Raw genomic sequence first — 25,598 nt, 5'->3', positions numbered from 1 at the left:
GCCACGGCATCGGCCGCCTCGACCTGGTCGAGAACCGGTTCGTCGGGATGAAGTCGCGCGGCATGTATGAAACGCCCGGCGGGACCATCCTCCACGCCGCCCATCGCGCGATCGAGCAGCTAACCCTTGATCGCGGTGCCGCCCACCTCAAGGACGAGTTGATGCCGCGCTATGCGGAATTGCTCTACAATGGCTTCTGGTTCAGCCCCGAGCGCGAGATGCTCCAGGCCGCGATTGACCATAGCCAGGCGAACGTCGAGGGCGAGGTACGGCTGAAGCTCTACAAGGGCGGCACGCACATAACTGGCCGCCGCTCAGCCATGAGCCTCTACAGCGAGAAGGTCGTGACCTTCGAAGACGACGCCGGCGCCTACGACCAGCGCGACGCCGAGGGCTTCATCAAATTGAACGCCCTGCGGCTGCGCCTGCTCGGACGGAGGGATCGGGGTTGAACGAAGCACCGCCGACCAGGTCGGCTCCATGGTGGGAGCGGCGGTGGTTTCTTGCTGTGGCGGTCCTGCTCTCCACCATTCCCCTGCTCTACCCGCCGATCGCCCCGCTGGTCGACCTGCCGGGGCATATCGGCCGCTTCCATGTCGAGTTGAACCTGGCCAACTCGCCGTGGCTTCAACGCTATTACGAATTTCATTGGTCGTTGACCGGCAATCTTGGTGTCGACCTACTCATCATCCCCGTCGCCAAGCTGTTCGGGGTCGAACTTGGTACCAAGCTCATCATCCTCACGATCCCGCCACTGACGGTCGCCGGCTTCCTGCTGGTCGCGCGAGAAGTTCATGGCCGGGTACCGCCGACGGCCCTGTTCGCCATCCCCTTCGCCTACGGGCAGCCGTTGCTCTACGGTTTCGTCAACTATGCACTGTCGATGGCGCTTGCTTTTCTGGGGCTGGCGCTGTGGCTCAGGCTCGCCCGCACTGGCCAGTTCCGGCTTCGAGCCGTGGTATTCGTGCCCATCTCGTTCGTCGTCTTTATCTGCCACACGTTCGGCTGGGGCACGCTGGGCCTGTTATGCCTTTCGGCCGAAGTGGTTCGGCTTCACGACGACGGCCGAAGCTGGCCCCGTTCTCTGGTTCCGGCCGGGATCAATCTGCTGTGTCTGACTGGACCCTTTCTTCTGCTCTTCTTCTGGCGTCACGGTGCGGCCGGCGGAACGACGGGCGACTGGCTCAACTGGCAGGCCAAGCTGCTGTGGCTCGAAACCGCCCTGCGTGATCGATGGAGCTATTACGACTGGCTCGGCGTGATCGCGACCACCGCCGTCCTGATCGGGTCGATCCTCAGCGACCGGCTGACCTTCTCGCGCAACCTGGCGGTCTCGGCATTGGCAATGGTCATGCTCTTCACGCTGTTGCCCACGATCGTGTTCGGATCGGCATTTGCCGACATGCGCGTGGTGCCGTTCATGATTGCCACGGCCCTGCTCGCGATCCATTTTCGCGACGCGGTCGACGTGCGCCTTGCCCGCTCGATTGCGGTTGCCGGCCTGCTGTTCACCGTCGTTCGCCTTGCGACGAACACTGTCAGCTTCGCGATGGCGTCCGACGCCATGCAGCGCGACCTGGCGATTACGGATCGGCTCCCGATGGGCGCAAGGCTGCTCTATCTCACCGGCCAGCCGTGCGGCGATAAGTGGGAGCTTGCGCACAAGTCACAGCTCGGCTCGATGCTGATCGTACGCCGCGATGCGCTCGTCAACAATCAGTGGGAGGTGCCGGGCGCGCCCTTGCTTTTGATCAAGGACCGGGAGCGACTTGGCTGGTTCGCTTATGATCCGTCGCAGCATGTTCGGCCCAATGCTTGCGGGACATCGGCGCATTGGGCCATCAATCGGTCGCTCGCTGTATTTCCGCGCGATCAGTTCGATTATGTCTGGATCACCGACGCGCCGCCGTTCGATCCTCGGCTGGTGGCTGGGTGGCAATTGCTTAGGCGCAACGGCACGTCGCTGCTCTTCCGAATCAGGCCCGAAACCACGGCAATTGTGCAGGGCAGCACGCGGACGTGACAATTGGTCCGGATCGGCTAGGGACGAAGGTTCACTGCCTGGCCTTGATCCATGCTCGCCACCCACGTTGACCTTTTGCCCGACCTGAGTCCTGCGGCCCGGCCGTGGTGGGAAACGCGCGCGTTCATCGCGGCGCTGATCATCGCTTCGATGATTCCCCTGCTCTACCCGCCGATCCCGCCGCTGGTCGACTTGCCCGGCCACATGGGGCGGTATCGGGTCGAACTCGGCCTCGCCACCTCGCCGCACCTCCAGCAATATTTCACCTATCACTGGTCGCTGATGGGCAATCTGGGGCTCGACCTGCTGATCGTGCCGATGGCCAAGCTGTTCGGTCTCGAGCTTGGCACCAAGCTCCTCGTCCTCGCCATCCCGCCGCTGACCGTCGCCGGTTTCCTGTGGGTGGCACGTGAAGTGCACCACGTCCTACCGCCCACCGCCCTCTTCGCTCTGCCGTTCGTCTATGGCCACCCGTTCCTGTTCGGCTTCGTCAACTTCTCGCTGTCGATGGCGCTCGCCTTCCTCGCCTTCGGCCTGTGGCTGCGCATGGCGCGGCTGAATGCGACGCGGCTGCGGCTGATCCTGTTCGTGCCGATCAGCCTGCTGCTGTGGATGGTCCACACCTTTGGTTGGGGCCTGCTCGGCCTGCTCGCCTTCTCCGCCGAATCAGTCCGCCAGCACGACCGCGGTCGCAACTGGTTCATGGCCGGAATCCATGGTGCACTCCACGCCTCGGTGATGATCCTCCCGCTGTTCCTGACTCTTTACTGGCAGCATGGTGACTCCGGCGCGCTTGCTCACGACTGGTTCAATTTCAAGATGAAGTGGCGCTGGGTGAAGGCGGCGTTGCGCGATCGCTGGGGCTGGTACGACGAGGCCAGCGTGGCAGTTGCGGGGCTGCTTGTCGTGGCCGTCATCATCCTCAAAAAGCTGACCTTTTCGCGCAACCTGCTGTTCAGCGCGCTGGTCCTGGCTGCGGTCTACATCATCCTGCCGCGGATCATCTTTGCCTCGGCCTATGCCGACATGCGACTGGTGCCCTACATCATCGCCGTCGTGTTGCTGTCGATCCGGTTCAAACATGACACGCATTTGCCAACCGCGCGCGCACTGGCCATCGTCGGGCTGCTGTTTTGTGCCGTTAGGCTGGCCGGCAACACCATCAGCCTCACGTCGGCGTCGATCGACCAACAGGCCAAGCTGGAGGCGCTCGCGCACATCCCGGCCGGCGCGCGCGTGCTGTCGCTGGTCGGTCACCGCTGCGGCGACGATTGGGCCCTACCGCGCAACGCCCATCTGGGCGCACTGGCGATCGTCCGGCGCGACGGCTTCAGCAACGACCAGTGGCCAATGACCGACAGCAAGTTGCTGGGGGTGCGCAACGCCGAGACACTCGGCTGGTTCGCCCATGATCCTTCGCAGCAGGTCCAGCCGCGACCCTGTGCCAACAACGAGCATTGGATGATCGAGCGATCGCTGGCGTGGTTCCCGCGCAACCAGTTCGACTATGTCTGGATGATGGACCCGCCGGCGTTCGATCCGTCGTACATCAGCCAGATGACACTGGTCTGGCGCGGGCATCGTTCCCTGCTCTACAAGCTGGATCCATGACCGCCTTCTCGTTCGTCGTTCCCTGCTTCAACGAAGCGCAATGCCTGCTCCTGCTCCATCAGCGGCTGACCGATTCCGCTCGGACCAGCTTCGGCGAGGATTATGAGCTGGTCCTGATCAACGACGGATCGCGCGACACGAGCTGGGCGATCATGGAGGCGCTTGCAGCGGGCGACCCGCACCTGGTCGCGATCAACCTCTCGCGCAATCATGGCCACCAGCTGGCGCTGACCGCCGGGCTCGACCTGTGTCACGGCGACTACATCATGATCGTCGATGCCGACCTGCAGGACCCGCCCGAGCTGCTGGCCGAGATGCTGGCGACGATGCGCGCCGAGCAAGCGGACGTCGTCTATGGCGTGCGCCGCAGCCGCGCCGGCGAGACTCGGTTCAAGCTGGCCACGGCCCATGGCTTCTATCGCCTGCTGTCGGCGATGACCGAGATCGACATTCCGGTCGATACCGGCGATTTCCGTCTGATGACCCGCCGCGCGCTCGATGTGCTGCTGGCGATGCCCGAGCAGGCGCGCTTCATTCGCGGCATGGTCGCGTGGATCGGTTTCCGCCAAGTGCCGCTGCCCTATGACCGCGCCGGGCGCGCTGCAGGTGAGACCAATTACCCGCTCGGCAAGATGATCCGCTTCGCGCTCGACGCGCTGACCAGTTTTTCCTCGGCGCCGCTGAAGCTGGCCAGCCACGCCGGGCTGGCCCTGTCGGCCGGATCGGGGCTGATCATCTGCTACATCCTGTTTGGCTGGCTGACCGGCCGCTCGAACCCGGGCTGGACTTCGGTGATGTTGGTGGTCGTCGTGCTCGGCGCGATTCAGATGTTCGTGCTGGGCCTGATGGGCGAGTATATCGGCCGTCTCTATACCGAGTCGAAGCAGCGTCCGTTGTATGTGGTGCAGGCTGTCACCGGCGGCGAGGCACGGCCCCGGCCGCGGCTCGGTCAAGTCGCCGAAACGACCGCGACCAGCGAAAGCCCGGGTGGCAACGGCACTCTGCCCAGCAGATAGGCCTCTGCCCCGAATAGTGCGGCGAACAGCCGGTTGACCGGCGCCGCAGGCAGCGCGTCGTCCTTGCCATCCTTGCCCGTCAGTTTGCGTGCCATCCGCGCCGCCACCGCGAGCGGGAACAGGATGCTGTTGAAATAGCCGATACGATCGAGCTTCAGGCCAGTATCTCTGACCAGCGCAGCGAGTGCCTTGCGCGAATAGCGGCGGTGGTGGTGGTTGAGCACGTCGTGCCCGCTCCACATCCACTGATGCGCCGGGACGGTCAGCAGGATGCGCCCGCCGGGGCGAAGTCGCCGGGCGATCGCGGTGAGCGCGGCGTGGTCGTCACCGACATGCTCGATCACATCGAGCAGGGCGACGAGGTCGTAATGATCCTCGGGAACGCCGACCAATTCGGGCAGCGAGGCGTTGCGCACGTCGATGCCGAGACGCTTGCTGGCGATGGCGCGCGATTCGCCGTCCATCTCGACCGCGTCGACCGTTCCAAAGCGGCGCAGCATCGGCACATTATGACCGGTGGCGCAGCCGATTTCGAGAATGCGCGCACCGGCCGGCGGTCGGATTTCGCGCGCTATGAACGCCGACAGGATTCGCCGACGGGCGGTATACCACCAGTGGGTCTGGTCGAGTTCGGCCATGCGATCGAAGATCTCGCGTTCCATCAGATTTCCTTGGCCATCAGGCGAAGACCCATTTGCGGTTGAGCAGAAAGGTGACGCCCGGGGTGACGAACAGCATCGGCAGCATCGGCCATTGCGGGGCGAGGCCGAGCGGGTGGGTGAACAGCCACACCCAGAAGCTGTTGAGCGCATAGCTGATCAGCGAGACGGCAGCGAAGCGGGTGGTGGTGCGGGCGGTGTTGTCGCGGCGGCCATGGCCGCGAAAGCTCCACCGGCTGTGCATGATATAGCCCGTCGCGGCGGCGACCACATAGGCGAGGAGATTGGCGAGTTGCGGCGGGCCGCGATGCCACACCGCGATGGCGGCATAGACGATTAGGCTGAGCGCCGTCACCAGTCCGCCGGTGATGGCAAAGCGCGCCAGCTGAAGCGCGACGGTCCGCTGTTCGTCCGACAGCCGGCGCGTTAGCCTGTTGATCATTGCTTGCACGTATTGGCGAACCCGCTTTGCCGCTGGAGACCGAGCAGCTAGAGGCGACGCGTTAGCGGACGAGGGACGAGATGCAAACCGGCGCGCAAGGATTTGAAAGCCGGGCCGAGGCGCTCGCCCTCCATATGCGAGGGGTGATCGAGCGTCATTGGCGCGGGCTGCTGCTGCTCGCCTGGATCGGCCTGAGCATGGTGCTGTTGTGGCAGCATTGGCGCCAAGTACTGGGCTTCATGCTGGGTGACACCGACGATAATATGCGGATGAGCCAAGTCCGTGCGCTGCTGGCCGGGCAGGACTGGTATGATCTGCGCAATTACCGGATGGACCCGCCGGCAGGGGCCAACATCCACTGGTCGCGGATTGTCGATCTGCCGATCGCGGGGCTAATCCTGGCGTTTCGGTCGTTCGTCGGCGGGGCCGATGCCGAGCGGATCGCGGTGGCGGTGGCGCCGCTCCTGCCGCTCCTCCCCGCGCTGATCGGGCTGACGTTGGTCACGCGGCGGCTGGTCGGGCTGGCGGCGTGGCCGCTGGCCATAGTCGCGGTGTTCTTCGCCGGATCGATGCTGGGCATGTATAACCCGACGCGGATCGACCATCATGGCTGGCAGCTGGCGCTGCTGGCGCTGGGGATTGCCGGGACCGCCGATCCGAAGGCGGCGCGCGGCGGCGTCACGCTGGGGCTGGTCAGCGCCGTTTCGCTCTCGATCGGGCTGGAGATGATCATCTACATCGCGCTCGGCGGGGTCGCGATGGTGCTGTTCTGGGTCGATGCGGCCGACCAGCGGCGGCGGCTGCTGGCCTATGCCGCGAGCTTGAGCGGCGGCTGCGCGGTCGGGTTCGCGGCGTTCGCTTCCTACGCCAACCGGCTGCCGGTGTGCGACGCGCTGTCGCCGGTGTGGCTGTCGGATGCGCTGTTGGCCGGGGCCTTTATGGTCGGGCTGGCGATAATCCGGGTGGAGCGAATGACCACTCGCCTCGCCCTTGCCGCAGCAGCGGGGCTGGCTATCGCTGCGTTCCACTCGCTGATGTGGCCGAAATGCCTGTCGCGGTTGGAAGGGGTGTCGCCCGAAGTGGCGCAACTGTGGCTGAGCCATGTGCGCGAGGCGCGGCCGGTGTGGACCCATGGTTGGCAAGTTGCCTCGCTGATCCTCGCGCTGCCAGTATCCGGCCTCATCGGCTACATCCTGCTCGGCTGGACATGGCGGGAAGATCGGGCAAAACTGCGGGCGGTGATTGCGGTCGCGGCCCCCGCGCTGACCGCCGGCGCGCTGCTGTTCTGGCAGACGCGGACCGGGCCGGCGGCGCAACTGCTCGCCATTCCTGGCGCGGTAGCGCTGCCGTGGATCCTCGCCCCGCGCGCCTTTGCGTCGAACAACAGCATCGTGCGGGTGCTGGGGACGTCGGTCGCGGTATTGGCCGGGCTAGGCGCGCTGGTCCCACTGGCGCTCGACTTCGTCCCCGACAAGAAGGCGACCAAATACGAGCGCTCGATCGGCACGGCCAACGGCCAATGCCCAACTCTGGCAGCGATGAAGCCGGTCGCGCTGCAGCCCAAGGGCGTAGTGTTCACCTTCGTCGACCTGGCGCCGCGGCTGATCGCGGTGACCCATCATGATTCGATTGCCGGTCCCTATCATCGCAACGGTGAGGCGATCGGCGACGTGATGCACGCATTCCGCGGGACGGCGGACGAGGCGCATGCGATCATCCTGAAGCACCACGCCGACTATGTGCTGACCTGCCCCGGCATGTCGCAGACGACAATCTTCATGGTCGAGGCGCCCAAGGGTTTCTACGGGCAATTGACGCGCGGGCAGGTGCCGAAATGGCTCGAGCCGGTGGCGCTGCCCACGGATAATCCGATGAAAATGTATCGCGTGGTCGGCTAAGATAGTCCCGGGAAGCTCTGGCGGAGGCCGTCGACGACGAACTGGGCGGCCAGCGCGGCGAGGATGACGCCGAGGATGCGGGTGATCATCGCTTCGAGCTTCGCCCCGACGAACCGCATGATCGGCCCAGCGGCGAGCAGCGCGATCAGTGTCAGCAGGATGACGATGCTCATCGCGCCGAGCACGACGAGCGTCTCGGATACGCCCTCGGCCCGCGCGGTCAGCAGCATGGCTGTAGCGATCGAGCCGGGCCCGGCGATCATCGGGATCGCCATCGGGAAGACCGAGATATCGTCCGCGCCCTCGGCCTCGACCGCATTGGCCCGCTCCTCACGGCGCTGGGTGCGCTTTTCGAACACCATCTCTAGCGCGATGATGAACAGCATGATGCCACCAGCGAGGCGAAAGGCGGCGAGGGTGATGCCGAGCGCGTGGAGCAAGGAGCGCCCGAGCAGCGCGAAGAAGATCAGGATGCACCAGGCGATCAGCGATGAGCGCAACGCCATCTTGCGGCGGTGATCGGCCGAGGTGCCGGCGGTCAGCGAGGCGAAGATCGGCGCGCAGCCCGGCGGATCGATGATGACCAGAAAACTGGCCAGCGCCGAGGCGAACAGGGCAAGCATTACGGCGCGATGCGCTGATGGATCACTTGGGCGTAGCGGCGGCCGGTCCACTGGAACAGGCGGAAGGTGCGGGTGCCGTCAGCCTCGACCTTCCAGTCCCAGCCGAGCGTGCGATCGCCCGATTCGCCGCGGCCGAAGTCGTTGGGTTCGGCGTCGGGTGCCGGCGGGGTGGCGAGCGTCGGGGCGCTGGCGATCGGGGCGCCGCTCGGCTTGCCGCTGCACGCGGCGCGGCGGACGATCGGGGCGCGGCGGGCCGAGAGCTGGGTCTTGGTCGCCTCGCCGCCGTCGTAAATCCAGCGCCAGCCGTCACTGCCCTTGAGCCAGACGGTGGTGAAGCGACCGTGATGCTTGCCGTCGCCGGCGACATAGGGGCCGCCATTGACCGCGACTGTGCCGTCGCAAGAGGTGACACTGGCGGCGGGCCACCAGCGAACGGCGGACCTCGGCTCCTTGCGGTTTTTGAGGAAATCGCGGGCCCAGACCACCTTCGGCGTGAACATGACCGCGTCAGGCGCAGCCGTCTTGCGGAAGGCGGCCCATTGGCCCGACTGCTGCGCGTCGCGGGCAAAGGCGCGCTCGGCGTCGATGGCGGTAGGGGCGGCAGCAGGGGTAAGCCCGGCGGCAGCAAAAATAAACGCGATCACAGGCGCTTCTCCATTTGATAATGCTCCCGGCGCGCAGCCGAGACGAGCGTATTGCGGATGAGGCAGGCGATGGTCATCGGCCCGACTCCGCCGGGGACCGGGGTAATCGCGCCCGCGACCGCGCTGGCCGAGGCGAAATCGACGTCGCCGACTAGGCGGCTTTTGCCCTCTTGCTTGTCGATGCGGTTGATCCCGACGTCGATCACGGTCGCCCCCGGCTTGAGCCAGTCGCCCTTGACCATCTCCGGTCGGCCAACGGCAGCGACAACGATATCGGCCTGGCGTACGACGGCGGGCAGATCGCGCGTGCGGCTGTGGGCGATGGTCACGGTCGCGCTATCGCCGAGCAGCAGCAGGGCCATCGGCTTGCCGACGATGTTCGAGCGGCCGATCACGACCGCGCTCTTGCCCGAGAGGTCGCCAAGCTCGGCGCGCAACAGCATCAGGCAGCCGAGCGGCGTGCACGGGACGAAGCCGGACAAGCCGATGGCGAGACGGCCGGCGTTGACCGGGTGGAAGCCGTCGACGTCCTTATCAGGATCGATACGGGTGGTGACCTTGTCGGCGTCGATGTGTGACGGAAGCGGCAATTGGACGAGGATGCCGTCGACCACCGGGTCGGCGTTTAGCAAGTCGACGAGGGCGAGGAGAGCGGCTTCGCTGGTGTCGGCGGGCAGCCGGTGTTCGAAACCCTGCATGCCCGCGTCGATCGTGGCCTTGCCCTTCGAGTGGACATAGACCGCGCTGGCGGGATCCTCGCCGACCAGGACGACGGCGAGGCCGGGGACGCGGCCGGTGGCGGCGGTGAAGCGGGTGACTTCGGCGGCGACCTCGGCGCGCAGGGCGAGCGCTGCAGCCTTGCCGTCGATGCTGCGGGCAAGCGACGATCGCGGCATAGGTTCAGGCGATGCCAGCAGTGGTGACGTCCATCGCGACGCCGGCCAGCAGCTTTTGCACGATCATGATCAGGATCAGCACGACCATCGGCGAAAAGTCGATGCCGCCGAAATCGGGCAGCAGGCGGCGGATCGGGCGGTAGAGCGGTGCCGTCACGCGGTCGAGGGCGTTGGCGATCTGGCGCACCGCCGGCGAGCCGGTGTTGAGGACGTTGAACGCCAGCAGCCAGCTCAGGATCGCCTGAACGATGATGACCCACCACAGGATGTTGAGCAGGATGATCGGGATGGCGAAGAGTGCGGCGACGGTGTTCATCGGGGCGTCCTAGCGGGGCCGCATCGAACCGGCAACTTCAGAGCCTGATGCCGTCAGGCGCTAGGGCGCGAAGCGGTTGGGCTGGGCTTCGGCGAGGATGAGCGCGAAATCGGCGGCGGGGTCGGTCCATTCGGCGACCGGGGTCCAGCCACCGGCGAGCAGCAGCAGGCGGCCGCCGCGCTCGCCATATTTGTGGCTGTTTTCGGTGTGGATCGAGGAGCCCGCCGCAAAGCTGAACGCGCGGCCTTCGATGGTGAAGTTGACGTTTCGAACGGCAACCAGGTGCATCTCGATGCGACCGAGCATGTCGTTCCAGCGCGCTTCGTGGACGAAGGCGCCGGGCGGGATGGTGCCGTGAAGCTCGCGGTTGATGCGATCGATCAGGTTGAGGTTGAACGCCGCCGTCACGCGCTCGGGGTCGTCATAGGCGGCGATCAGCCGGTCGACCGACTTCACCCGGTCCATCCCGATCAACAGCCGCGCGCCGGTGCCGAGCAGCGCGCGGAAGTGGCGGAGGAGATCGGTCGCGCTGCGCGGCACGAAATTGCCGATGGTCGATCCGGGGAAGAAGCCGAGCCGGGGCTGTGCGCCAATTTCGCTCGGTAGGGCGAGGTCGCGCGTGAAGTCGGCGACGACCGGATAGACCGGCAGCTGGCCGAAGCGCTCGTCGACCACGCCTGCGGCTTCGTAAAGATAATCGCCGCTGATATCGATCGGGACATAGGAAGCGGGGTGGATCGCGTCGAGCAGCAGCGGGGTCTTGGTCGCGGAGCCGGCACCGAACTCGACCACCGCCATGCCGGGGGGGAGCGCGGCGGCGATCTCGGGCATGATCCGGGTCAGCAGCGCGGTTTCGGTGCGGGTTGGATAATAGGCCTCGAGCCGGGTGATATCGTCGAACAGCTCCGACCCGCGCCGGTCGTAGAGCCAGCGCGCGAGGATCGCCGGGATCGGCTCGGCGAGGCCGCGCAGCACGTCGTCGCGGAACGCAGGATCGACGGTCGAGCTTTCGGTCGTAATGTCCTCAGCGGGCGTGGTGTCAGCAGTCTCGAGCAAGGCGAACTCCGCTGAACTGCCATCGCGCGGATGGCGGGAAGAAATTGCGATAGCTGGCGCGGACGTGCCCGCGCGGGGTGGCGCAGCTGGCTCCCTTGAGGACCATCTGGCCGCTCATGAACTTGCCATTATATTCGCCGACCGTGCCTTCTTCAGGCACGAAGCCGGGATAGGGCAGGTAGGCCGAACCGGTCCATTCCCAGACCGCGCCGAACCATCCGGTCTTGGTGGCAGGGATGACGGCGGCGGCGTGATCGAGTTGCTGGCCAGATGCGGGATCGTCGCTGGCGGCGGCATGCTCCCATTCCTCCTCGCGCGGCAGGCGGGCACCAGCCCAGCGGGCGAAGGCCTCGGCCTCATAAAAACTGATGTGCGCGACCGGGGCGGCGGAAGCGCGAGCGACGCGCCCGGCGAGGGTGAAGTAGGTGCCATCTTCGCGCCAGTAGAGCGGAGCGGTGACGGCTTCGCGACGCGCCCAGTCCCAGCCTTCGCTGAGCCATAGTGTCGGCGTGGTGTAGCCGCCGTCGGCGATGAACGCGTCCCAGTCGGCGTTGCTGACGGGGCACGAGGCGAGCTGGTGCGGGTGGAGCAAGGCGCGGTGGCGCGGGCGTTCGCAGTCGAAGGCGAACGGGGTGGCGGGGTCGGCACCGATCATCGTCAGGCCGTCGGGGTTGTTGATCCATTCGAGCGGCGCAGCGGTGCCGGGGTAGTGGGTGGCTTCGCCATAGGCCGGTTCGAGCGGGTTGGCGGCGAGGGTCGCGAGGATGTCGGTGAGGAATAGTTCCTGGTGTTGCTCCTCATGGTGGATGCCGAGCTCGACTAGCGCGAGCGCCCCCGGCCCAAGCGAGGGCAGCGCGCGGTCGAGACCTTCGTCGACATGGGCGCGCCAGGCGCGGACCTCGTCGAGGCTGGGGCGGGAGAGCATGCCGCGCCGGTCGCGGGCATGGCGATCGCCCTCGCCCTCGTAATAGCTGTTGAAGAGATAGGCGAAGCGATCGTCATAGGGTGCGACGCCGGCATCGCGCAGGACGAACGTTTCGAAGAACCAGGTCGTATGGGCGAGGTGCCATTTGGCGGGCGAGGCGTCGGGAAAGGGCTGGATCGCGGCGTCGGCGTCGGACAGTGGTTGGGCCAGAGCGAGCGTCAGGGCGCGGGTCGCGGCGAGGCGCTGCGCCAGCGGCGCTCCTAACTCTCGCGGGTCGCTCCGGGTCGCCACAGCACATCACCTCCCTCATCGCTCGCCACCGAACGCGCGGACACGAACAAATGGTCCGACAGCCGGTTGAGATACGTCAGCGCGGGCGGATTGATGCGCGCCTCGGCAGCCAGCGCGACGGCAGCGCGCTCGGCCCGGCGCACCGTGGCGCGGGCGAGGTGGATCGCGGCGACGGCGAGCGAGCCGCCGGGTAGGATGAAGCTGGCGAGTGGGGCGAGGTCCAAGTTCATCGCGTCGATTTCGCGTTCGAGCCGATCGACCTGGGCGGGAACGATGCGCAGCGCCCAGTCAGGATCGGCGGCGTCGGTCACGGGGGTGGCGAGGTCGGCGCCGAGATCGAACAGCTCGTTCTGGATGCGCAGCAGGGCTGCGTGGTGGCGGTGGGCGCCAGCGTGGGCGCCGAGGTGAGCAATCGCGAGGCCGAGCGCCGAATTGGCTTCGTCGACGTCGCCAATCGCGATCATCCGGGCGCTCGCCTTCGACACGCGCGATCCATCGACCAGCCCGCTGTCGCCCGCATCGCCGGTGCGCGTGTAGATCTTGTTGAGCTTGACCACTTCAGTGCCTGACGACTGTTAGCCGCGTCCGCCGGCGACGATGAAGATCAGCACGACCAGCGCGATCGCGATCCCCTGAAACAGCACGCGTTTGCGCATCCAGTTCTGCTGTGCCTCGCCATTGAGGCCGTTGCCCGAAGCCATCGAGATGACTCCGCGAACGAGGACATAGGCCGTCGCGGCCATGGCGGTGACGATGAGGAGGATGAGGAGGATGGTCATGACGCCAATCTAGGCGTCCGCCCAGCCGAATCCTAGGGGTAGCTGCCCGGCGAGCAAATTGGTGGCGAGAGTCCGACCGTCGATGCCGTCCGCCCGCATCGCGGCGAGGGTCGGGGCGCGGTCACGCTTGGCGAGGCGGCGACCCTCGGCGTGGGTGACCAGGCGGTGGTGAAAATACCCGGGTTCGGGCAGGTCAAGCAGGTTTTGGAGCAGGCGCTGAACCGGCGTGGAGGGCCTCAGGTCGACACCGCGCGTGACCAGGGTGACACCGCTGGCGGCATCGTCGACGACGCAGGCGAGGTGGTAGGCGGCGGGGGCGTCCTTGCGGGCGAGGATGATGTCGTCGAGGTCGGCGCGGGCGGCATGGTAGAGGCGATCGCCCTCGCGCCATGAGGGCAACCCGGTTCGGGCGAGCGCCGCCGCGATGTCCAACCGCCAGCTGTGCGCGATTTCGGCGCGGCGAGCCGGATCGTCGGGCAGGCTGCGGCAGGTGCCGGGGTAATGGGGTATTGCACCATGGGGAGCGGTGAGGGCGGCGGTGATGTCGGCGCGGGTGCAAAAGCACGGGTAGGCAAGTCCCTGCCCACGCAATCGCTCCAGCGCCGCACCGTAATGCGCGCCGCGCCGTGACTGGACCAGTGGGGGTTCGGCGGGCGTCAGGCCGAGCCAGGCGAGGTCGTCAGGGATGGCGGCGACAAACTCGGCGCGGCTGCGACCGCGGTCCAGATCCTCGATCCTGAGCAGGAAGCGCCCCGAAGCGGCGGCGATCGCAGCGGAATAGGCATGGCCGAGGTGAAGCAGCCCGGTCGGTGACGGGGCGAAGCGGGTCACCATCATCGCCAGAAACCAGGCTGTGGCGGAATTGACTCTTGACGGCGATTCATCCGGCGTGCTGTCTTGCTGTTGTCACGTCGGCTTGGCATCCGGCGCGTCACAAGGGAAGCAGGTCCGTTCGGGCTTCTCCTCCTTGCGTGCGACGGGGCCGGGGAGCGCAGTTCGGATCGACCGGACGAAAGGCATTGCGCGCTCGTGTATCACCCCGATCTCATCCGCCATCCCGATGGCTGCCCGGCACTGGTGCTCAACGCCGACTATACGCCGCTAAGCTATTATCCGCTCAGCCTGTGGCCGTGGCAGACGGCGGTCAAGGCGATGTTCCTGGAGCGGGTCGACGTCATCGCCCACTACGACCGCGAAGTGCATTCGCCGACGCTGGCGCTCAAGCTGCCGTCGGTCATCGCGCTGCGCCAGTTCGTGCGGCCGAGCGAATATCCGGCGTTCACCCGCTTTAACCTGTTCCTGCGTGATCGCTTCCGCTGCGTCTATTGCAGCAGCCACCGCGAGCTGACGTTCGACCATGTCGTGCCGCGCGCGCAGGGCGGACGGACGACGTGGGAGAATGTCGCCACCGCCTGCGCGCCGTGCAACCTGCGCAAGGGTGGGCGCACCCCACGCCAGGCGCAGATGCACATCTCGCGCGAGCCGATCCGCCCGACCAGCTGGCAATTGCAGGATCATGGCAAAAGCTTCCCGCCGGGCTATCTGCACCGCAGCTGGCGCGATTACCTCTACTGGGATGTCGAGTTGGAGGCGTGACCTCAACCGGGCATTAACCATTCGCCTTTAATTAACGGCGCATGGAATTGCCTTTTTCCAATCCGCGGCGCGAGGCTGCGCGGCTGTTGCTGATCGAGCCCAATCGTAGCGCGATGGGGGTCATGGCGCGGCGGCTGAACGAGGTCGGCTACCGCGTAGCTGCCGCCGAAAGCGCGGAGAAGGGCATTGCCGAGCTGTACCGGCTGCCGGTCGACCTGGTGCTGGCCGAACTGGCGCTGCCGGGGAGGAGCGGGACCGAGCTGACCCGCATGATTCGCGACGACAGCAGCCTGCGCGACGTGCCGGTGATCCTGATCGCCGGGCGATCGGACAGCGGCGGCGCGATCCGCGCACTGGCGGCGGGCGCGGACGATATCGTCGCCAAGCCGTTCGACCATGATCTGCTGATCGCGCGGATCGAGCGGCTGCTGGCGCGGGGGCGGGCGATGCGCGAACTGCGCGCCGACAATGCGAGCCTGGACGCGCGGGTCGTGCGGCGGGCGATCGAGCTGGGCGAGATGCGCCAGGCGCTCAAGGACAGCGAGGGCGCCCTGCAGCGGCTGTCGGCGATGGTCGGGCGCAACTAGCGCCCGGCGAGATATTCCCGGACGCGCGGGGCCAGTTCCTCACTGTCGAGCGCCAGCGCGATATTGGCCAGCACGAATCCCGCCTTGTCGCCGCAATCATGACGCACCGCATCGACCTTGACCGCGTGGAACGGCTGCAGGCCGATCAGTTTGGCCATGGCGTCGGTCAGCTGGATCTCGCCGCCCGCGCCGGTTTCCTTGGCATCGAGGATGCGCATCACGTCGGGTTGGAGGATGTAGCGGCCGATCACGCCGAGCCGTGACGGCGCGACTTCGGGCCGGGGCTTTTCGACCAGGCCGATGACCTCGGTAAGGTTGCCCTCAGTCCTGCCCGGGGTGACGATGCCGTAGCTGGCAGTTTTTTCCGGGGCGACTTCCTCGGCGCAGACGATATTGCCGCCGACGCGGTTGTAGGCCTCGACCATCTGTCTGAGCGCGCCGCCGACCATCAGGTCGTCGGGCAGCAGCACCGCGAACGGCTCGTCGCCGACGACATGGCGCGCGCACCACACGGCATGGCCGAGGCCGAGCGGCTGCTGCTGGCGGACCGAGATCAGCTCGCCCGGGATGGTGCGCGAGCCGTCGAGTGCGGCGCGGCTCTTGCCGGCCTTCTCCATCGTCGTTTCGAGTTCGAAGCCAAAGTCGAAATAGTCGACCAGGCTCGACTTGCCGCGACCGGTGACGAAGATCAGCTGCTCAATCCCCGCCTCGCGCGCTTCGTCGACGGCGTACTGGATCAGCGGGCGATCGACCACCGTCAGCATTTCCTTCGGCATGGTCTTGGTCGCGGGGAGCAGGCGAGTGCCGAGGCCGGCGACCGGGAAGACGGCTTTGCGCAGCGGGCGGATGGTCATTTGGGGGTCGCCGTAACAGTGGGATCGGACGGAGCGGGCGGCGGAGTCGCGCCGACTGGGAGCAGGGGCGCGCCGCCGTCGGGCGGGGGCAGGTCGAAGCGGTCGGCCTTGCGCGGCGCCGACCGCTTCATCAGCTCGTCGACTCGCTGCGGCGCGGCGTCGGCGCGCGGGGTCAGCAACTCCTCCGCAGTCGGCACGGTCGCGGCCATCGCCGGCTTGACCGGGAGGGACCGGCCCGGCCCCGGCTCGATCGGCGCGATCTTGCCGCAGCCGGCGAGCAGGGTGAGCGAGAAAAGCAGCAGCTTGCGCGTCATGCGGGACTCCGACTGGCCGCGCGGGCGGCGGCGACGGCCTCCTTTACCCGCACCGGAGAAGTGCCGCCAGCCGAAGTGCGCGAGGCGACCGACGATTCGACAGTAAGGCAGGCGAGCGCGTCGGCACGGATGCGCGGGTCGATTGCCCGGAGGTCGGCGAGGGTTAGTCCGTCGAGCGTGCTACCAGCCGCTTCCGCCTCCGCGACCGCACGCCCGGCGATATGATGCGCCTCGCGGAACGGGACGTCGGCTTCGCGCACCAGCCAGTCGGCGAGATCGGTCGCGGTGGCATGGCCGGCGGCGGCGGCGGCGCGCATCTTCGAAGGCACGAATTCGAGGTCGGCAACCATCCCGGCCATCGCGGCGAGGCTGAGCGCTAACAGGTCATGGGCATCGAACACCGGCGGCTTGTCGTCCTGAAGATCCTTGGCATAGGCCAGCGGCAGGCCCTTGAGCAGCACCAGCATGGCGACGAGATCGCCGATGATCCGCGCGCTGTGGCCGCGCACGAGCTCAGCGGCGTCGGGATTGCGCTTGTTGGGCATGATCGACGAGCCGGTCGACCAAGCGTCAGGTAACCTGACAAATCCGAACGGCTGCGACGCCCACAGGATGATCTCTTCCGCCAACCGCGAGAGGTGGACGGCGGTCAGCGCCGCAGCGTGGAGATAATCGACCGCGAAATCACGATCGGACACGGCGTCGAGGCTGTTGGCGGTCGGCCGGTCGAACCCCAGCGCGGTGGCGGTGGCGACGCGATCGAGCGCGAAACCGGTACCGGCCAGCGCCGCGCTGCCGAGCGGGCTTTCGTTCATCCGCGTCCGGGAATCGGCAAATCGGCTGCGGTCGCGAACGAGCATCTCGCGGTAGGCGAGGAAATGGTGGCCGAGCGTGACCGGCTGCCCTGACTGCAAATGGGTGAAGCCGGGCATGACGGTGGCGGCATGTTCGTCGGCGCGGGCGATCAGCGCGGCTTCGAGCGCGTCGATCCCCAGCAGCGCCTCGTCGATCGCGCCGCGCACCCACAGCTTGAAATCGGTCGCGACCTGGTCGTTGCGCGAGCGGGCGGTGTGCAGCCGCCCTGCCACCGGCCCGATCAGCTCGCCGAGGCGATGTTCGACATGCATGTGGATGTCTTCGAGCGCGGGGTCCTCGACCAGCTTGCCGTCGGCGATTTCGGCCGCGACCTGTTCAAGGCCGGAGTCGATCGCGGCGGCGTCCTCGCTCGACAGGATGCCCTGCGCGGCGAGCATCGCGGCATGGGCGCGGCTGGCGGCGATGTCCTCGCGCCACAATCGCTTGTCGATCGCGATCGAGGCATTTATCTCGCGCATCACCGCCGCCGGTCCACCCGCGAACCGGCCGCCCCACATGCTATTGGAATTGCCCGTGCGACTGATCGTCTTACTCCTCGGCGGATGCCTCGCGCTCGGCGGTTGCGATAGGCAAAAGGCGGCGGAGCGGCAAGACGGCGCGCCGAGCGCGGCCACGCCCGCTGCCGACCAGAACCCGGCCAAGGGCATCGACCGTAGCCATGCCGGGCAGCCAATGCCCGACATCGTCATCAAGGACGGCGACGGCGAAGACACCGCGCTGAGCGAGTTCAAGGGGTCGCCGGTGCTGATCAACCTGTGGGCGAGCTGGTGCGTGCCGTGCGTCAAGGAATTGCCGACGCTCGACCGGCTGGCGGCGCAGAAGGGCCCGGTCGATGTCGTCGCCCTGTCGCAGGACACCGGCCCGATCGCCTCGGTCATCGCCTTCCTCGCCGAGCATGGCATCAAGGCGCTCGACACCTATCAGGACGCCGACCTGGCGATGAGCAGCAAGGCGGGGGCGCCAGTGCTGCCGACGAGCATCCTCTACGACAGCGAGGGGCGCGAGGTGTGGCGCTTCGTCGGCGATCGGGATTGGACGAGCGCGGCGGCGGCGCGGGATCTGGCGGCCGCGAAGTAACGCCGCATTCGCGAATGCGATGACGAGTGGCGGAGCGGCCAAAGTTCACTAAAGTTCGCACGGTCGAGATATGTTCGCCGGCCCGCGTTAGCGTTGGAGGTGCCGGATCGGCGATGAAGAACAGCCAAGTCCGACGTGGCACGAGCGCGGGGCTGTAGGAAAGTTATTTCGGCGATTTTTGCCGTCGTGAACTAATTCCGAAGAAGCTCGGACACCAGCGACGGCTTGCGCGCAATCATCGCCAGAAGGACCTGCGCCGGCCCGGTCGGCTGACGACGGCCCTGCTCCCAGTTGAGGAGCGTCCCCTTGGCCACGCCAATGCTGCGCGCAAAGGCGTTTTGAGAGAGACCGGTCTGTGCTCGGATCTTGGCGACATCGACAATCGGGACCGCGATATGATGGACGATTGCCCCGGTCTGCTCGCCCTTGGCAAAGGCGATTGCTTCGTTGAGACCTAGGACCAAATCTTCGTAAACGCTCATCGTCAGTCTCCGTAGGTGGCAACCAGGGCCTTGCTCAATTGCACGACATCGGCGAGTTCAGCCTTCGTCAAATTCTGCATTTCGTTCTTCGCGTAAACCGTCACGGCAAACAGTGGAATTTCGACGCCGCCGAACACAAACAGCGTTCGATAGCCGCCGCTTTTTCCACCGCCTTCCCGTCCAATGCGAACCTTGCGCAGTCCACCGCCAAGCGGAACGCCGGCAGTCGGATTTGTGGCGAGAAAATCGACTATAGCTGTCCGTTCCACGTCGGACATGATCGCTTTCGCGCGTCTCAGAAACAAGGCCAATTCGATTACGGTCTGCATCACATCCGCGCCGAACGTCTATATGCCAGTGACGTATAGGTCAATGGCGTATCAATCCCGCAACAAATCGTTAATGCTGGTCTTGCTGCGCGTCTTTTCGTCAACGCGCTTGACGATCACGGCGCAGGCGAGGCTGGGGCCGCCCTTGTCCGACGGCATCGTGCCGGGGACGACGACCGAATAGGCGGGGACGCGGCCGTAGATCACCTCGCCGGTGGCGCGGTCGACGATCTTGGTGCTCGCGCCCAGAAACACACCCATCGAGATGACCGCGCCTTCCTCGACCACCACGCCCTCGGCGACTTCGGACCGCGCGCCGACGAAGCAACCATCCTCGATGATGACCGGCCCCGCCTGCAACGGTTCGAGCACGCCGCCGATGCCGGTGCCGCCCGAGATATGGACGTTGCGGCCGATCTGCGCGCAGCTGCCGACCGTCGCCCAGGTGTCGATCATCGTGCCTTCGCCGACATAGGCGCCGATGTTGACGAAGCTGGGCATCAGCACCGCGCCCGGGGCGATATATGATCCGCGGCGGACGATGCTGCCCGGGACCGAGCGGAAGCCGGCTTTGCCATAGGCGGCGGCGTCCCAGCCATCGAACTTGCTTGGCACCTTGTCCCACCACGATGCGCCGCCGGGCGCGCCGCCGATCGCCTCGTTGGCGTTGAGGCGGAACGACAGCAGGACGGCTTTCTTGAGCCACTGGTGCACCGTCCACTGGCCGACGCCGTCGCGCGTGGCGATGCGCGCCTCGCCCGAATCGAGCAGGCGGATCGCTTCGTCGACCGCGTCGCGGATCATGCCCTGCGTCGAGGTGCCGAGCGTGTCGCGCGCGTCCCACGCGGCATCGATCGTGGCTATCAGTTCAGCCGACATGGGCGTCCTCCGGTAATATGGTCAGCCAGTCGGCGACGTCGGTGATGGTCAGGTCGATCGCGTCCGCATCGTGCAGATGATTGCCGTGGTCGGAGCCATTGTCGACCCACACGGTAGTCATGCCGAGCGCCTTGGCCGGCGTAAGATTCTTGGCCATGTCCTCGACCAGCACGGCCCTGGCCGGATCAATGCGGAACCGGTCGACCAGCAGGGCATAGCCATGGGCGTCGGGCTTCGGACGATACCCGGTGGCATGGATATCGATCAGCCCGTGGAAATCCTCGCCGATGCCGATCGCCGCCAGCACGCGCCCGGCATAGCTGCTGTCGCCGTTGGTGAACACGAACCGCCGCCCCGGCAGCCGCCGCAGCGCCTCACCCAGCCTGAGGTCGGGTGCGATGCGGTCGAGCGCAATATCGTGGACGTCGTCGAGGAAATGATGCGGATCGACATCATGATGCTGCATCAGCCCGGCCAGCGTCGTGCCATGCTCGCGGAAATAATTCTTCTGCACCCGCCTCGCCTCGACCGGATCGCAATCGAGCAGCCGCTGAACATAGGCGCTCATCCGCTCGTCGATCAGGTCGAACAACCGCGTCGACGCCGGATAGAGCGTGTTGTCGAGATCGAAGATCCAGTCGGTTACATGGGCAAAGCGCGGGTCCATCGCCAGCGCGCCTAGAGCCTGATCGTCCGAGATGGAAGCGCCCGCGCTTCCAGCGCGAACATGAATCAGGCTCTTATCATCAGCGCGAGGGTTGGCGGCGGCTTAAACCGTAAAGCTCTCGCCACAGCCGCAGGCGCCCTTGGCGTTGGGGTTTTCGAACGTGAACCCCGCCGCGAAATCATCCTCGACCCAGTCCATCACGCTGCCGATCAGGTAAAGGATCGACCCGCCGTCGACGAAGAAGGTCCCGCCGGGGGTTTCGATCCGCTCGTCGAAGGCGACAGCCTCGGTCACATAATCGACCGAATAGGCGAGGCCGGAGCAGCCGCGACGCGGGGTCGACAGTTTTACGCCGATGGCGTCGGCCGGGGCCTGCGCCATCAAGTCGGCAATGCGCGCTTCGGCCGCAGGGGTGAGGCTGATCGCGGCGGGGCGCGGGCGGCGGGTCTGGACGTTCATGCGGCGAGCCTTTTCTGCCAGAACAATGCGTTGCCATGCTCGTCGTCGAGCGCATAATCGCCATAGCCGAGCGACTGATAAAGCGCCCGCGCGCGATGGTTGCCGCTCAGTACCTCGAGCGTCACCTTGCACGCGCCGGCCTCCGCAGCGATCGCCTCGATCTGAGCAAACAGCGCGCGCGCGATGCCCTTCGAGCGGTGCGCGGGGTCGACCACGACGTCGTGAATATTGACCAGCGGCCTGGCGGCGAACGTCGAATAGCCAAAGAAGCAGTTGGCGAGCCCGACCGGGGCGCCGTCGTCATAGGCAATCAGGGAAAAGGCGGTGGGGTGTGCGGCCAGGCCCTTCAACAACACCGACCGCACGGCGAGAGCCAGCGGCTCGCCTCCGCCCATCGGGTCGCGCGCATAGACATCGAGCAAGGCGAGGAGGTCGCGGCCGTGGCCCGCATTGGCGTAATCGGCGCGGACAATCGTCATCACCATCAAAGCATCCCCAGTTCGAGGCGGGCTTCGTCGGTCATCTTCGACGGGTCCCACGCCGGTTCCCACACCAGCTTGACCTCGGCATCGCGCACGCCGGGGACGGCGAGCACGCGCAACTCGACTTCGCCGGGCATCGATTCGGCGACCGGGCAGTGCGGGGTGGTCAGGGTCATGTCGATGACGACATCGCCGTCCTCGCTCGCGGCGACGTCGTAGATCAGCCCGAGTTCGTAGATATTGACCGGGATTTCGGGGTCATAGATCGTCTTGAGCGCCTCGATCACCGCTTCCTGCAGCGGACCGCCGGCACCGCCCGTCTCGACCGGCGGTTTTTCCTCGGCGAGGAAACCGGTGAGATAGTCGCGCTTCCGCTCGAAGTCGGGCGTGACGCGCGCGCGCGCCGGGGCGTCGACCGCGTCGACGGTCTCGGTTTCGATCTTGTGGGCTTCGTCCATCATCCGAAAATCCGTTTCACTCGCTTGAGGCCATCGACCAGCGCCTCGACATCGTCCGCGCCGCAATAGGCGGCGAAACTGGCCCGCGCCGTCGCGGGAACGCCGAGCACGTCCATCAGCGGCTGTGCGCAATGGTGGCCGGCGCGGATCGCGACCCCCGCATCGTCCAAGATGGTGGCGACATCGTGCGGATGCACCCCCTCATAGGCGAAACTGACGATCCCGGCACTGTCGTCGGGGCCGAACAGGCGGACGGCGTTGGTCCGGCGAAGCGCCTCGCGGGCGGCGCGGGTCAGCGCGGATTCATGGGCGTGGATCGCCGGGAGGCCGATTCCTTCGACCCAGTCGATCGCGGCGTGAAGGCCGAGCGCACCGACGATATGCGGCGTGCCGGCCTCGAACCGTCCCGGCGGCGGGGCGTAGGTCGTGCCTTCGAACGTGACGCGGTCGATCATTGATCCGCCACCCTGCCACGGAGCCATCGATTCCAGTAGCGCGGCGCGGCCGTAGAGCGCGCCAATGCCGGTCGGGCCGTAGAGCTTGTGGCCGGAGAGGGCGTAGAAGTCGCAGTCGAGCGAGGCGACATCGACCGCGAGGCGCGGTGCGGCCTGGCAACCGTCGAGCAGCAGCAACGCGCCCTTGCCGTGCGCGATGGCGGCGGCGTGGCGGGCGTCGAGCACCGAGCCGAGCACGTTCGAGACATGGGCGAACGACACGATGCGGGTGCGGTCGGTGACGAGCTTTTCCGCAGCGTCGAGGTCGATCCGGCCGTCGGCGGTCAGCGGGCAGACGTCGATCGCATAGCCGGCGAGCTGCCACGGCACGATATTGCTGTGATGCTCCAGCGCCGACAGCAAAACCCGGTCGCGGCCGTCCTTGGGCAAAGCATAGGCGACCAGGTTGATCGCCTCGGTTGCACCCTTGGTAAAGACGATTTCGTCCGCGCTGGCCGCGCCGAGGAACCGCGCGGTCGCTGCGCGCGCGGCTTCGTAGGCCAGCGTCATGTCGGACGAGCGCTGATACACCCCGCGATGAACGGTGGCGTAATCGCGCGCATAACCGTTGGTGATCGCGTCGATCACCGCCTGCGGCTTTTGCGCGGTCGCGGCGGTGTCGAGATAATGCCAGCCGGCGGGAATCGCGGGGAACTGGTCGCGGACGCTCAGCGCGGTGGAGAATGTGACGGGGGCGTTCATGCGATCGCCCTCAGCGCGGTGCTCGCGGCATCGCGAATCGCGGGGTCGTCGAGCCCGTCCCACAGGCCGCCGATAAACCCTTCGAGCAGCAGCGCGCGGGCGGTCGCCGGGTCCATGCCGCGCGCCGCGGCGTAGAAGAGTTGCTCGCGGTCGAGTTCGCCGACCGTCGCGCCGTGCGCGCATTTGACGTCGTCGGCATAGATTTCGAGTTCGGGCTTGGCGTTGGCGGTTGCGCCGCGACCCAGCAGCATCGCCTTGACCGATTGTTCGGAGTCGGTCTGCTGCGCCCCGCGCGCCACCGCGACCTTGCCGAGGTAGGAGCCGGTGGCGGTGCCGCCGAGTATGTTGCGAATGACCTGGCGCGAGGTGCCGCCGACGCCGATGTGGCGGACGGTGGTGATGATTTCGAGCGTCGCCGATCCGCCGCCGATGATCGCCGCGTTAAGGCCGAAATGCGCGCCGTCTTCGAGCGATACGTCGATTTCATACCGGCCGTAACGCACTGCCGAATTGAGCGCGTAAATATGTGCCGAAGCGCCCGCCGCGAGGGTAATTTGGGCGCGGCGGATTTGCGTGTCGTCGTGCGTCGGGAGCCAAATTTGCTGCACCGATTCGCCCGCAGCAATGTGCAGCATTTCCGGCGCGGCCAGCGCGTCCCACACGTCGCCAAGCGCGGCAATGTCGGCGTAGCGATAGGCTTCGAGTTTGCGGGTCGGGAGCGCAGTCACGCCGCCACCTCTTGATAACCTTCGCGCTCGAGCTCGTGCGCCAATTCGGGCCCACCGCTGCGCGTGATCTTGCCGCGATCGAGGACATGCACGCGGTCGGGGCGGACGTAATCGAGCAGCCGCTGGTAATGGGTGATCAGCAGCACGCTCTTGTCGGGCGCGCGCATGATCGCATTGATGCCCGCACCGACCGCCTTTAGCGCGTCGATGTCGAGCCCGCTGTCGGTCTCGTCGAGGATCGCGAGGCGAGGCGCCATGATGCCCATCTGGTCCATTTCGGCACGCTTTTTCTCGCCGCCGGAAAAGCCGACGTTGACTGGACGCTTGAGCATGTCGGCGTCCATGCCGAGCAGCGCCGCCTGGGCCTTGGCAAGGCGGATGAATTCGGCGCCGCTGAGTTCGGCTTCGCCGCGCCCGCGCCGCTGCGCATTGAGGCTTTCGCGGAGGAACTGGAGGTAGGACACGCCGGGGATTTCGACGGGGTACTGAAAGCCGAGGAACAGCCCGGCGGCGGCGCGTTCGTGGGGGGCTAGGGCGAGGAGGTCCAAATCATCCCCGTCACCCCGGACTTGATCCGGGGTCCCGCTTCTTCCTTCTTCGTCGCCGCCCACAGTCAGAAGCGGGACCCCGGCTCGGGGGCCGGGGTGACGGGCTGGGGTGAACATCACGCTCCCCCCCGTCACCTCATACCCCGGCCGCCCGCCAAGGACATAGGCGAGCGTCGACTTGCCCGCGCCATTGGGCCCCATGATCGCATGGATCTCGCCGGTCGGGACGGTGAGGGACAAGCCGTTGAGGATCGGCTTACCGGCAACCGTGGCGTGGAGGTTTTCAATTTGGAGCATTAGCATGGCCACTTTAGAATCATCGACGCAACGTAGGCTTCATTCCCGGCTCTTCCCGCTAACGAAGCACTCCGATTCTCGAAGAAGTCGATATAGGCGTAGGCCATCGCGAGGCTTGGATTCTGAGACGCCTCAGCGGTTTTGGGAAGGCAGAACCGAAGTGTGTCATCTTTACCTTCGACCCTGCTCTCGCGGTCACGAATGGCGAGCAGACTGTATAAAGCGCACATAGCGGCACTGTAAGGTTGGCTATGTCCCCGCTCGTTCGTGGGGACGTCCGTATTGTGGACGAATAGAGAGCAACCGACATATATATCTCGAGCTGTAGGTTTCGGCTCGGGAATCCCCTGAGCGACGGCCGGACTCGCGATTGTAATGAGAATCAACGCCGACAGAATCTTTTTCACCCCACGCTCCCCTCAAGCGAAATCCCCAGCAGCTTCTGCGCTTCGACCGCGAACTCCATCGGCAGTTGCTTGAGTACTTCGCGCGCAAACCCATTCACGATCAGCGCCACTGCCGCCTCCGCGTCCAACCCGCGCATCTGGGCGTAGAAGAGCTGGTCTTCGCTGATCTTGCTGGTCGTCGCT

General features: G+C 66.3%; 32 protein-coding genes and 1 pseudogene. 8 read left to right on the top strand and 25 right to left on the bottom strand.

Annotated features, from left to right (window positions below; genetic code table 11):
* The 4 genes and pseudogenes from RMN84_RS09835 to RMN84_RS09820 all read left to right on the top strand — a co-directional run.
* Positions 1-452 (top strand): annotated as a pseudogene (locus tag RMN84_RS09835) (argininosuccinate synthase domain-containing protein); the annotation flags it as partial.
* The gene (locus RMN84_RS09830; protein ID WP_309611990.1) at positions 449-2,023 is read left to right on the top strand and encodes a hypothetical protein; all 1,575 of its coding nucleotides are present in this window, start codon (positions 449-451) and stop codon (positions 2,021-2,023) included. The pseudogene RMN84_RS09835 and the gene RMN84_RS09830, both read left to right, overlap by 4 nt.
* Positions 2,024-2,074: 51 nt before the next feature.
* The gene (locus RMN84_RS09825; protein WP_309611989.1) at positions 2,075-3,634 is read left to right on the top strand and encodes a hypothetical protein; all 1,560 of its coding nucleotides are present in this window, start codon (positions 2,075-2,077) and stop codon (positions 3,632-3,634) included.
* Positions 3,631-4,650 carry a glycosyltransferase family 2 protein gene (locus tag RMN84_RS09820; RefSeq protein ID WP_309611988.1) on the top strand — a complete coding sequence of 340 codons (1,020 nt, stop codon included), beginning with the start codon at positions 3,631-3,633 and terminating at the stop codon, positions 4,648-4,650. Before RMN84_RS09825 ends, RMN84_RS09820 begins: the two co-directional genes overlap by 4 nt.
* Here the strand turns inward: RMN84_RS09820 and RMN84_RS09815 are convergent.
* Entirely contained in the window at positions 4,584-5,312 is a 729-nt protein-coding gene (locus RMN84_RS09815) for a class I SAM-dependent methyltransferase (RefSeq protein ID WP_309611987.1), read from the bottom strand. The two genes, RMN84_RS09820 and RMN84_RS09815, sit on opposite strands and share 67 nt — an antisense overlap.
* A gap of 16 nt (positions 5,313-5,328) precedes the next feature.
* On the bottom strand, positions 5,329-5,751 hold the full coding sequence (locus RMN84_RS09810; RefSeq protein ID WP_309611986.1) for a GtrA family protein: 423 nt from the start codon (positions 5,749-5,751) through the stop codon (positions 5,329-5,331).
* Positions 5,752-5,831: 80 nt separating this feature from the next.
* On the opposite strand from RMN84_RS09810, the gene RMN84_RS09805 reads away from it, so the two are divergent.
* Positions 5,832-7,649: an AcrB/AcrD/AcrF family protein gene (locus tag RMN84_RS09805; protein ID WP_309611985.1), complete on the top strand. Its 1,818-nt coding sequence runs from the start codon at positions 5,832-5,834 to the stop codon at positions 7,647-7,649.
* On the opposite strand, the gene RMN84_RS09800 is transcribed toward RMN84_RS09805, so the two are convergent.
* The 9 genes from RMN84_RS09800 to gluQRS are packed head-to-tail and all read right to left on the bottom strand — an operon-like array spanning position 7,646 to position 14,013.
* Positions 7,646-8,272 (bottom strand): MarC family protein, encoded by a 627-nt coding sequence (locus tag RMN84_RS09800; protein WP_309611984.1) that lies wholly within the window; start codon positions 8,270-8,272, stop codon positions 7,646-7,648. The two genes, RMN84_RS09805 and RMN84_RS09800, sit on opposite strands and share 4 nt — an antisense overlap.
* A complete protein-coding gene (locus RMN84_RS09795; RefSeq protein WP_309611983.1) occupies positions 8,272-8,916 on the bottom strand; it encodes a hypothetical protein in 645 nt (214 codons plus the stop codon). Before RMN84_RS09795 ends, RMN84_RS09800 begins: the two co-directional genes overlap by 1 nt.
* On the bottom strand, positions 8,913-9,812 hold the full coding sequence (gene folD / locus RMN84_RS09790; protein ID WP_309611982.1) for a bifunctional methylenetetrahydrofolate dehydrogenase/methenyltetrahydrofolate cyclohydrolase FolD: 900 nt from the start codon (positions 9,810-9,812) through the stop codon (positions 8,913-8,915). The genes RMN84_RS09795 and folD overlap by 4 nt, the downstream gene beginning before the upstream one ends.
* 4 nt (positions 9,813-9,816) lie before the next feature.
* Positions 9,817-10,128: a YggT family protein gene (locus RMN84_RS09785; protein WP_309611981.1), complete on the bottom strand. Its 312-nt coding sequence runs from the start codon at positions 10,126-10,128 to the stop codon at positions 9,817-9,819.
* A 60-nt stretch (positions 10,129-10,188) separates the two neighbouring features.
* Complete coding sequence (gene egtD, locus RMN84_RS09780) at positions 10,189-11,184, bottom strand: L-histidine N(alpha)-methyltransferase (protein ID WP_309611980.1); 996 nt, start codon at positions 11,182-11,184, stop codon at positions 10,189-10,191.
* Entirely contained in the window at positions 11,168-12,400 is a 1,233-nt protein-coding gene (egtB, locus tag RMN84_RS09775) for an ergothioneine biosynthesis protein EgtB (RefSeq protein WP_405051475.1), read from the bottom strand. The genes egtD and egtB overlap by 17 nt, the downstream gene beginning before the upstream one ends.
* Positions 12,370-12,957, bottom strand: a complete 588-nt coding sequence (locus tag RMN84_RS09770) for a cob(I)yrinic acid a,c-diamide adenosyltransferase (protein ID WP_309611979.1) — start codon at positions 12,955-12,957, stop codon at positions 12,370-12,372. The genes egtB and RMN84_RS09770 overlap by 31 nt, the downstream gene beginning before the upstream one ends.
* Before the next feature lie 18 nt (positions 12,958-12,975).
* The gene (locus tag RMN84_RS09765; RefSeq protein ID WP_309611978.1) at positions 12,976-13,179 is read right to left on the bottom strand and encodes an HIG1 domain-containing protein; all 204 of its coding nucleotides are present in this window, start codon (positions 13,177-13,179) and stop codon (positions 12,976-12,978) included.
* Positions 13,180-13,188: 9 nt separating this feature from the next.
* On the bottom strand, positions 13,189-14,013 hold the full coding sequence (gluQRS, locus tag RMN84_RS09760) for a tRNA glutamyl-Q(34) synthetase GluQRS (protein WP_309611994.1): 825 nt from the start codon (positions 14,011-14,013) through the stop codon (positions 13,189-13,191).
* A gap of 195 nt (positions 14,014-14,208) precedes the next feature.
* On the opposite strand from gluQRS, the gene RMN84_RS09755 reads away from it, so the two are divergent.
* Positions 14,209-14,775 carry an HNH endonuclease gene (locus RMN84_RS09755; RefSeq protein WP_309611977.1) on the top strand — a complete coding sequence of 189 codons (567 nt, stop codon included), beginning with the start codon at positions 14,209-14,211 and terminating at the stop codon, positions 14,773-14,775.
* A 41-nt stretch (positions 14,776-14,816) separates the two neighbouring features.
* Positions 14,817-15,362 carry a response regulator gene (locus tag RMN84_RS09750; protein ID WP_309611976.1) on the top strand — a complete coding sequence of 182 codons (546 nt, stop codon included), beginning with the start codon at positions 14,817-14,819 and terminating at the stop codon, positions 15,360-15,362.
* Here the strand turns inward: RMN84_RS09750 and RMN84_RS09745 are convergent.
* From RMN84_RS09745 to argH, 3 genes are read right to left on the bottom strand one after another with little or no spacing between them, the layout of a single operon-like run.
* Entirely contained in the window at positions 15,359-16,216 is an 858-nt protein-coding gene (locus RMN84_RS09745; RefSeq protein ID WP_309611975.1) for a UTP--glucose-1-phosphate uridylyltransferase, read from the bottom strand. The two genes, RMN84_RS09750 and RMN84_RS09745, sit on opposite strands and share 4 nt — an antisense overlap.
* Positions 16,213-16,530 carry a hypothetical protein gene (locus tag RMN84_RS09740; protein WP_309611974.1) on the bottom strand — a complete coding sequence of 106 codons (318 nt, stop codon included), beginning with the start codon at positions 16,528-16,530 and terminating at the stop codon, positions 16,213-16,215. The genes RMN84_RS09745 and RMN84_RS09740 overlap by 4 nt, the downstream gene beginning before the upstream one ends.
* A complete protein-coding gene (gene argH / locus RMN84_RS09735; protein WP_309611973.1) occupies positions 16,527-17,903 on the bottom strand; it encodes an argininosuccinate lyase in 1,377 nt (458 codons plus the stop codon). Before argH ends, RMN84_RS09740 begins: the two co-directional genes overlap by 4 nt.
* Positions 17,904-17,919: 16 nt before the next feature.
* Here argH and RMN84_RS09730 point away from each other — a divergent pair, with 16 nt between their 5' ends.
* Positions 17,920-18,483, top strand: coding sequence for a TlpA disulfide reductase family protein (locus RMN84_RS09730; protein WP_309611972.1), 564 nt, complete (start codon positions 17,920-17,922; stop codon positions 18,481-18,483).
* Between the two features lie 191 nt (positions 18,484-18,674).
* Here the strand turns inward: RMN84_RS09730 and RMN84_RS09725 are convergent, their stop codons facing one another.
* The 11 genes from RMN84_RS09725 to RMN84_RS09675 form a co-directional block, all read right to left on the bottom strand.
* Positions 18,675-18,965 (bottom strand): helix-turn-helix domain-containing protein, encoded by a 291-nt coding sequence (locus RMN84_RS09725; RefSeq protein WP_309611971.1) that lies wholly within the window; start codon positions 18,963-18,965, stop codon positions 18,675-18,677.
* 2 nt (positions 18,966-18,967) lie between these two features.
* Entirely contained in the window at positions 18,968-19,294 is a 327-nt protein-coding gene (locus RMN84_RS09720; protein ID WP_309611993.1) for a type II toxin-antitoxin system RelE/ParE family toxin, read from the bottom strand.
* A gap of 51 nt (positions 19,295-19,345) precedes the next feature.
* Positions 19,346-20,173 (bottom strand): 2,3,4,5-tetrahydropyridine-2,6-dicarboxylate N-succinyltransferase, encoded by an 828-nt coding sequence (gene dapD / locus RMN84_RS09715; RefSeq protein WP_309611970.1) that lies wholly within the window; start codon positions 20,171-20,173, stop codon positions 19,346-19,348.
* Positions 20,163-20,840 (bottom strand): pyrimidine 5'-nucleotidase, encoded by a 678-nt coding sequence (locus RMN84_RS09710; protein WP_309611969.1) that lies wholly within the window; start codon positions 20,838-20,840, stop codon positions 20,163-20,165. Before RMN84_RS09710 ends, dapD begins: the two co-directional genes overlap by 11 nt.
* 102 nt (positions 20,841-20,942) lie before the next feature.
* Positions 20,943-21,299, bottom strand: a complete 357-nt coding sequence (locus RMN84_RS09705; RefSeq protein WP_309611968.1) for an iron-sulfur cluster assembly accessory protein — start codon at positions 21,297-21,299, stop codon at positions 20,943-20,945.
* Positions 21,296-21,784 carry a GNAT family N-acetyltransferase gene (locus RMN84_RS09700; RefSeq protein ID WP_309611967.1) on the bottom strand — a complete coding sequence of 163 codons (489 nt, stop codon included), beginning with the start codon at positions 21,782-21,784 and terminating at the stop codon, positions 21,296-21,298. Before RMN84_RS09700 ends, RMN84_RS09705 begins: the two co-directional genes overlap by 4 nt.
* On the bottom strand, positions 21,784-22,239 hold the full coding sequence (locus tag RMN84_RS09695) for an SUF system Fe-S cluster assembly protein (protein ID WP_309611992.1): 456 nt from the start codon (positions 22,237-22,239) through the stop codon (positions 21,784-21,786). The genes RMN84_RS09700 and RMN84_RS09695 overlap by 1 nt, the downstream gene beginning before the upstream one ends.
* Positions 22,239-23,435: a cysteine desulfurase gene (locus tag RMN84_RS09690; protein ID WP_309611966.1), complete on the bottom strand. Its 1,197-nt coding sequence runs from the start codon at positions 23,433-23,435 to the stop codon at positions 22,239-22,241. The genes RMN84_RS09695 and RMN84_RS09690 overlap by 1 nt, the downstream gene beginning before the upstream one ends.
* Positions 23,432-24,163, bottom strand: a complete 732-nt coding sequence (locus tag RMN84_RS09685; protein ID WP_309611965.1) for a SufD family Fe-S cluster assembly protein — start codon at positions 24,161-24,163, stop codon at positions 23,432-23,434. Before RMN84_RS09685 ends, RMN84_RS09690 begins: the two co-directional genes overlap by 4 nt.
* Positions 24,160-25,008, bottom strand: a complete 849-nt coding sequence (gene sufC, locus RMN84_RS09680) for a Fe-S cluster assembly ATPase SufC (protein ID WP_309611964.1) — start codon at positions 25,006-25,008, stop codon at positions 24,160-24,162. Before sufC ends, RMN84_RS09685 begins: the two co-directional genes overlap by 4 nt.
* A gap of 403 nt (positions 25,009-25,411) precedes the next feature.
* Positions 25,412-25,598 (bottom strand): SufD family Fe-S cluster assembly protein (locus tag RMN84_RS09675; RefSeq protein WP_309611963.1); only part of this gene is annotated, 187 nt, incomplete at its 5' end.

Source organism: Sphingomonas sp. (genome assembly GCF_031380695.1).
Classification (GTDB): Bacteria; Pseudomonadota; Alphaproteobacteria; order Sphingomonadales; family Sphingomonadaceae; genus Sphingomicrobium.
The sequence above is the reverse complement of the archived record's forward strand: the minus strand, read 5'-3'. Positions and strand labels throughout refer to the sequence as shown.

Excerpts from the sequence above, each read along its gene's own strand:
- RMN84_RS09825 (WP_309611989.1), top strand. The coding sequence starts at position 2,075 with ATGCTCGCCACCCACGTTGACCTTTTGCCCGACCTGAGTCCTGCGGCC.
- RMN84_RS09820 (WP_309611988.1), top strand. The coding sequence starts at position 3,631 with ATGACCGCCTTCTCGTTCGTCGTTCCCTGCTTCAACGAAGCGCAATGC.
- RMN84_RS09815 (WP_309611987.1), bottom strand. The coding sequence starts at position 5,312 with ATGGAACGCGAGATCTTCGATCGCATGGCCGAACTCGACCAGACCCAC.
- RMN84_RS09810 (WP_309611986.1), bottom strand. The coding sequence starts at position 5,751 with ATGATCAACAGGCTAACGCGCCGGCTGTCGGACGAACAGCGGACCGTC.
- RMN84_RS09805 (WP_309611985.1), top strand. The coding sequence starts at position 5,832 with ATGCAAACCGGCGCGCAAGGATTTGAAAGCCGGGCCGAGGCGCTCGCC.
- RMN84_RS09800 (WP_309611984.1), bottom strand. The coding sequence starts at position 8,272 with ATGCTTGCCCTGTTCGCCTCGGCGCTGGCCAGTTTTCTGGTCATCATC.
- folD (WP_309611982.1), bottom strand. The coding sequence starts at position 9,812 with ATGCCGCGATCGTCGCTTGCCCGCAGCATCGACGGCAAGGCTGCAGCG.
- RMN84_RS09785 (WP_309611981.1), bottom strand. The coding sequence starts at position 10,128 with ATGAACACCGTCGCCGCACTCTTCGCCATCCCGATCATCCTGCTCAAC.
- RMN84_RS09765 (WP_309611978.1), bottom strand. The coding sequence starts at position 13,179 with ATGACCATCCTCCTCATCCTCCTCATCGTCACCGCCATGGCCGCGACG.
- gluQRS (WP_309611994.1), bottom strand. The coding sequence starts at position 14,013 with ATGGTGACCCGCTTCGCCCCGTCACCGACCGGGCTGCTTCACCTCGGC.
- RMN84_RS09750 (WP_309611976.1), top strand. The coding sequence starts at position 14,817 with ATGGAATTGCCTTTTTCCAATCCGCGGCGCGAGGCTGCGCGGCTGTTG.
- RMN84_RS09745 (WP_309611975.1), bottom strand. The coding sequence starts at position 16,216 with ATGACCATCCGCCCGCTGCGCAAAGCCGTCTTCCCGGTCGCCGGCCTC.
- RMN84_RS09740 (WP_309611974.1), bottom strand. The coding sequence starts at position 16,530 with ATGACGCGCAAGCTGCTGCTTTTCTCGCTCACCCTGCTCGCCGGCTGC.
- argH (WP_309611973.1), bottom strand. The coding sequence starts at position 17,903 with ATGTGGGGCGGCCGGTTCGCGGGTGGACCGGCGGCGGTGATGCGCGAG.
- RMN84_RS09725 (WP_309611971.1), bottom strand. The coding sequence starts at position 18,965 with ATGAGCGTTTACGAAGATTTGGTCCTAGGTCTCAACGAAGCAATCGCC.
- RMN84_RS09720 (WP_309611993.1), bottom strand. The coding sequence starts at position 19,294 with ATGCAGACCGTAATCGAATTGGCCTTGTTTCTGAGACGCGCGAAAGCG.
- dapD (WP_309611970.1), bottom strand. The coding sequence starts at position 20,173 with ATGTCGGCTGAACTGATAGCCACGATCGATGCCGCGTGGGACGCGCGC.
- RMN84_RS09710 (WP_309611969.1), bottom strand. The coding sequence starts at position 20,840 with ATGGACCCGCGCTTTGCCCATGTAACCGACTGGATCTTCGATCTCGAC.
- RMN84_RS09705 (WP_309611968.1), bottom strand. The coding sequence starts at position 21,299 with ATGAACGTCCAGACCCGCCGCCCGCGCCCCGCCGCGATCAGCCTCACC.
- RMN84_RS09700 (WP_309611967.1), bottom strand. The coding sequence starts at position 21,784 with ATGGTGATGACGATTGTCCGCGCCGATTACGCCAATGCGGGCCACGGC.
- RMN84_RS09695 (WP_309611992.1), bottom strand. The coding sequence starts at position 22,239 with ATGGACGAAGCCCACAAGATCGAAACCGAGACCGTCGACGCGGTCGAC.
- RMN84_RS09690 (WP_309611966.1), bottom strand. The coding sequence starts at position 23,435 with ATGAACGCCCCCGTCACATTCTCCACCGCGCTGAGCGTCCGCGACCAG.
- sufC (WP_309611964.1), bottom strand. The coding sequence starts at position 25,008 with ATGCTCCAAATTGAAAACCTCCACGCCACGGTTGCCGGTAAGCCGATC.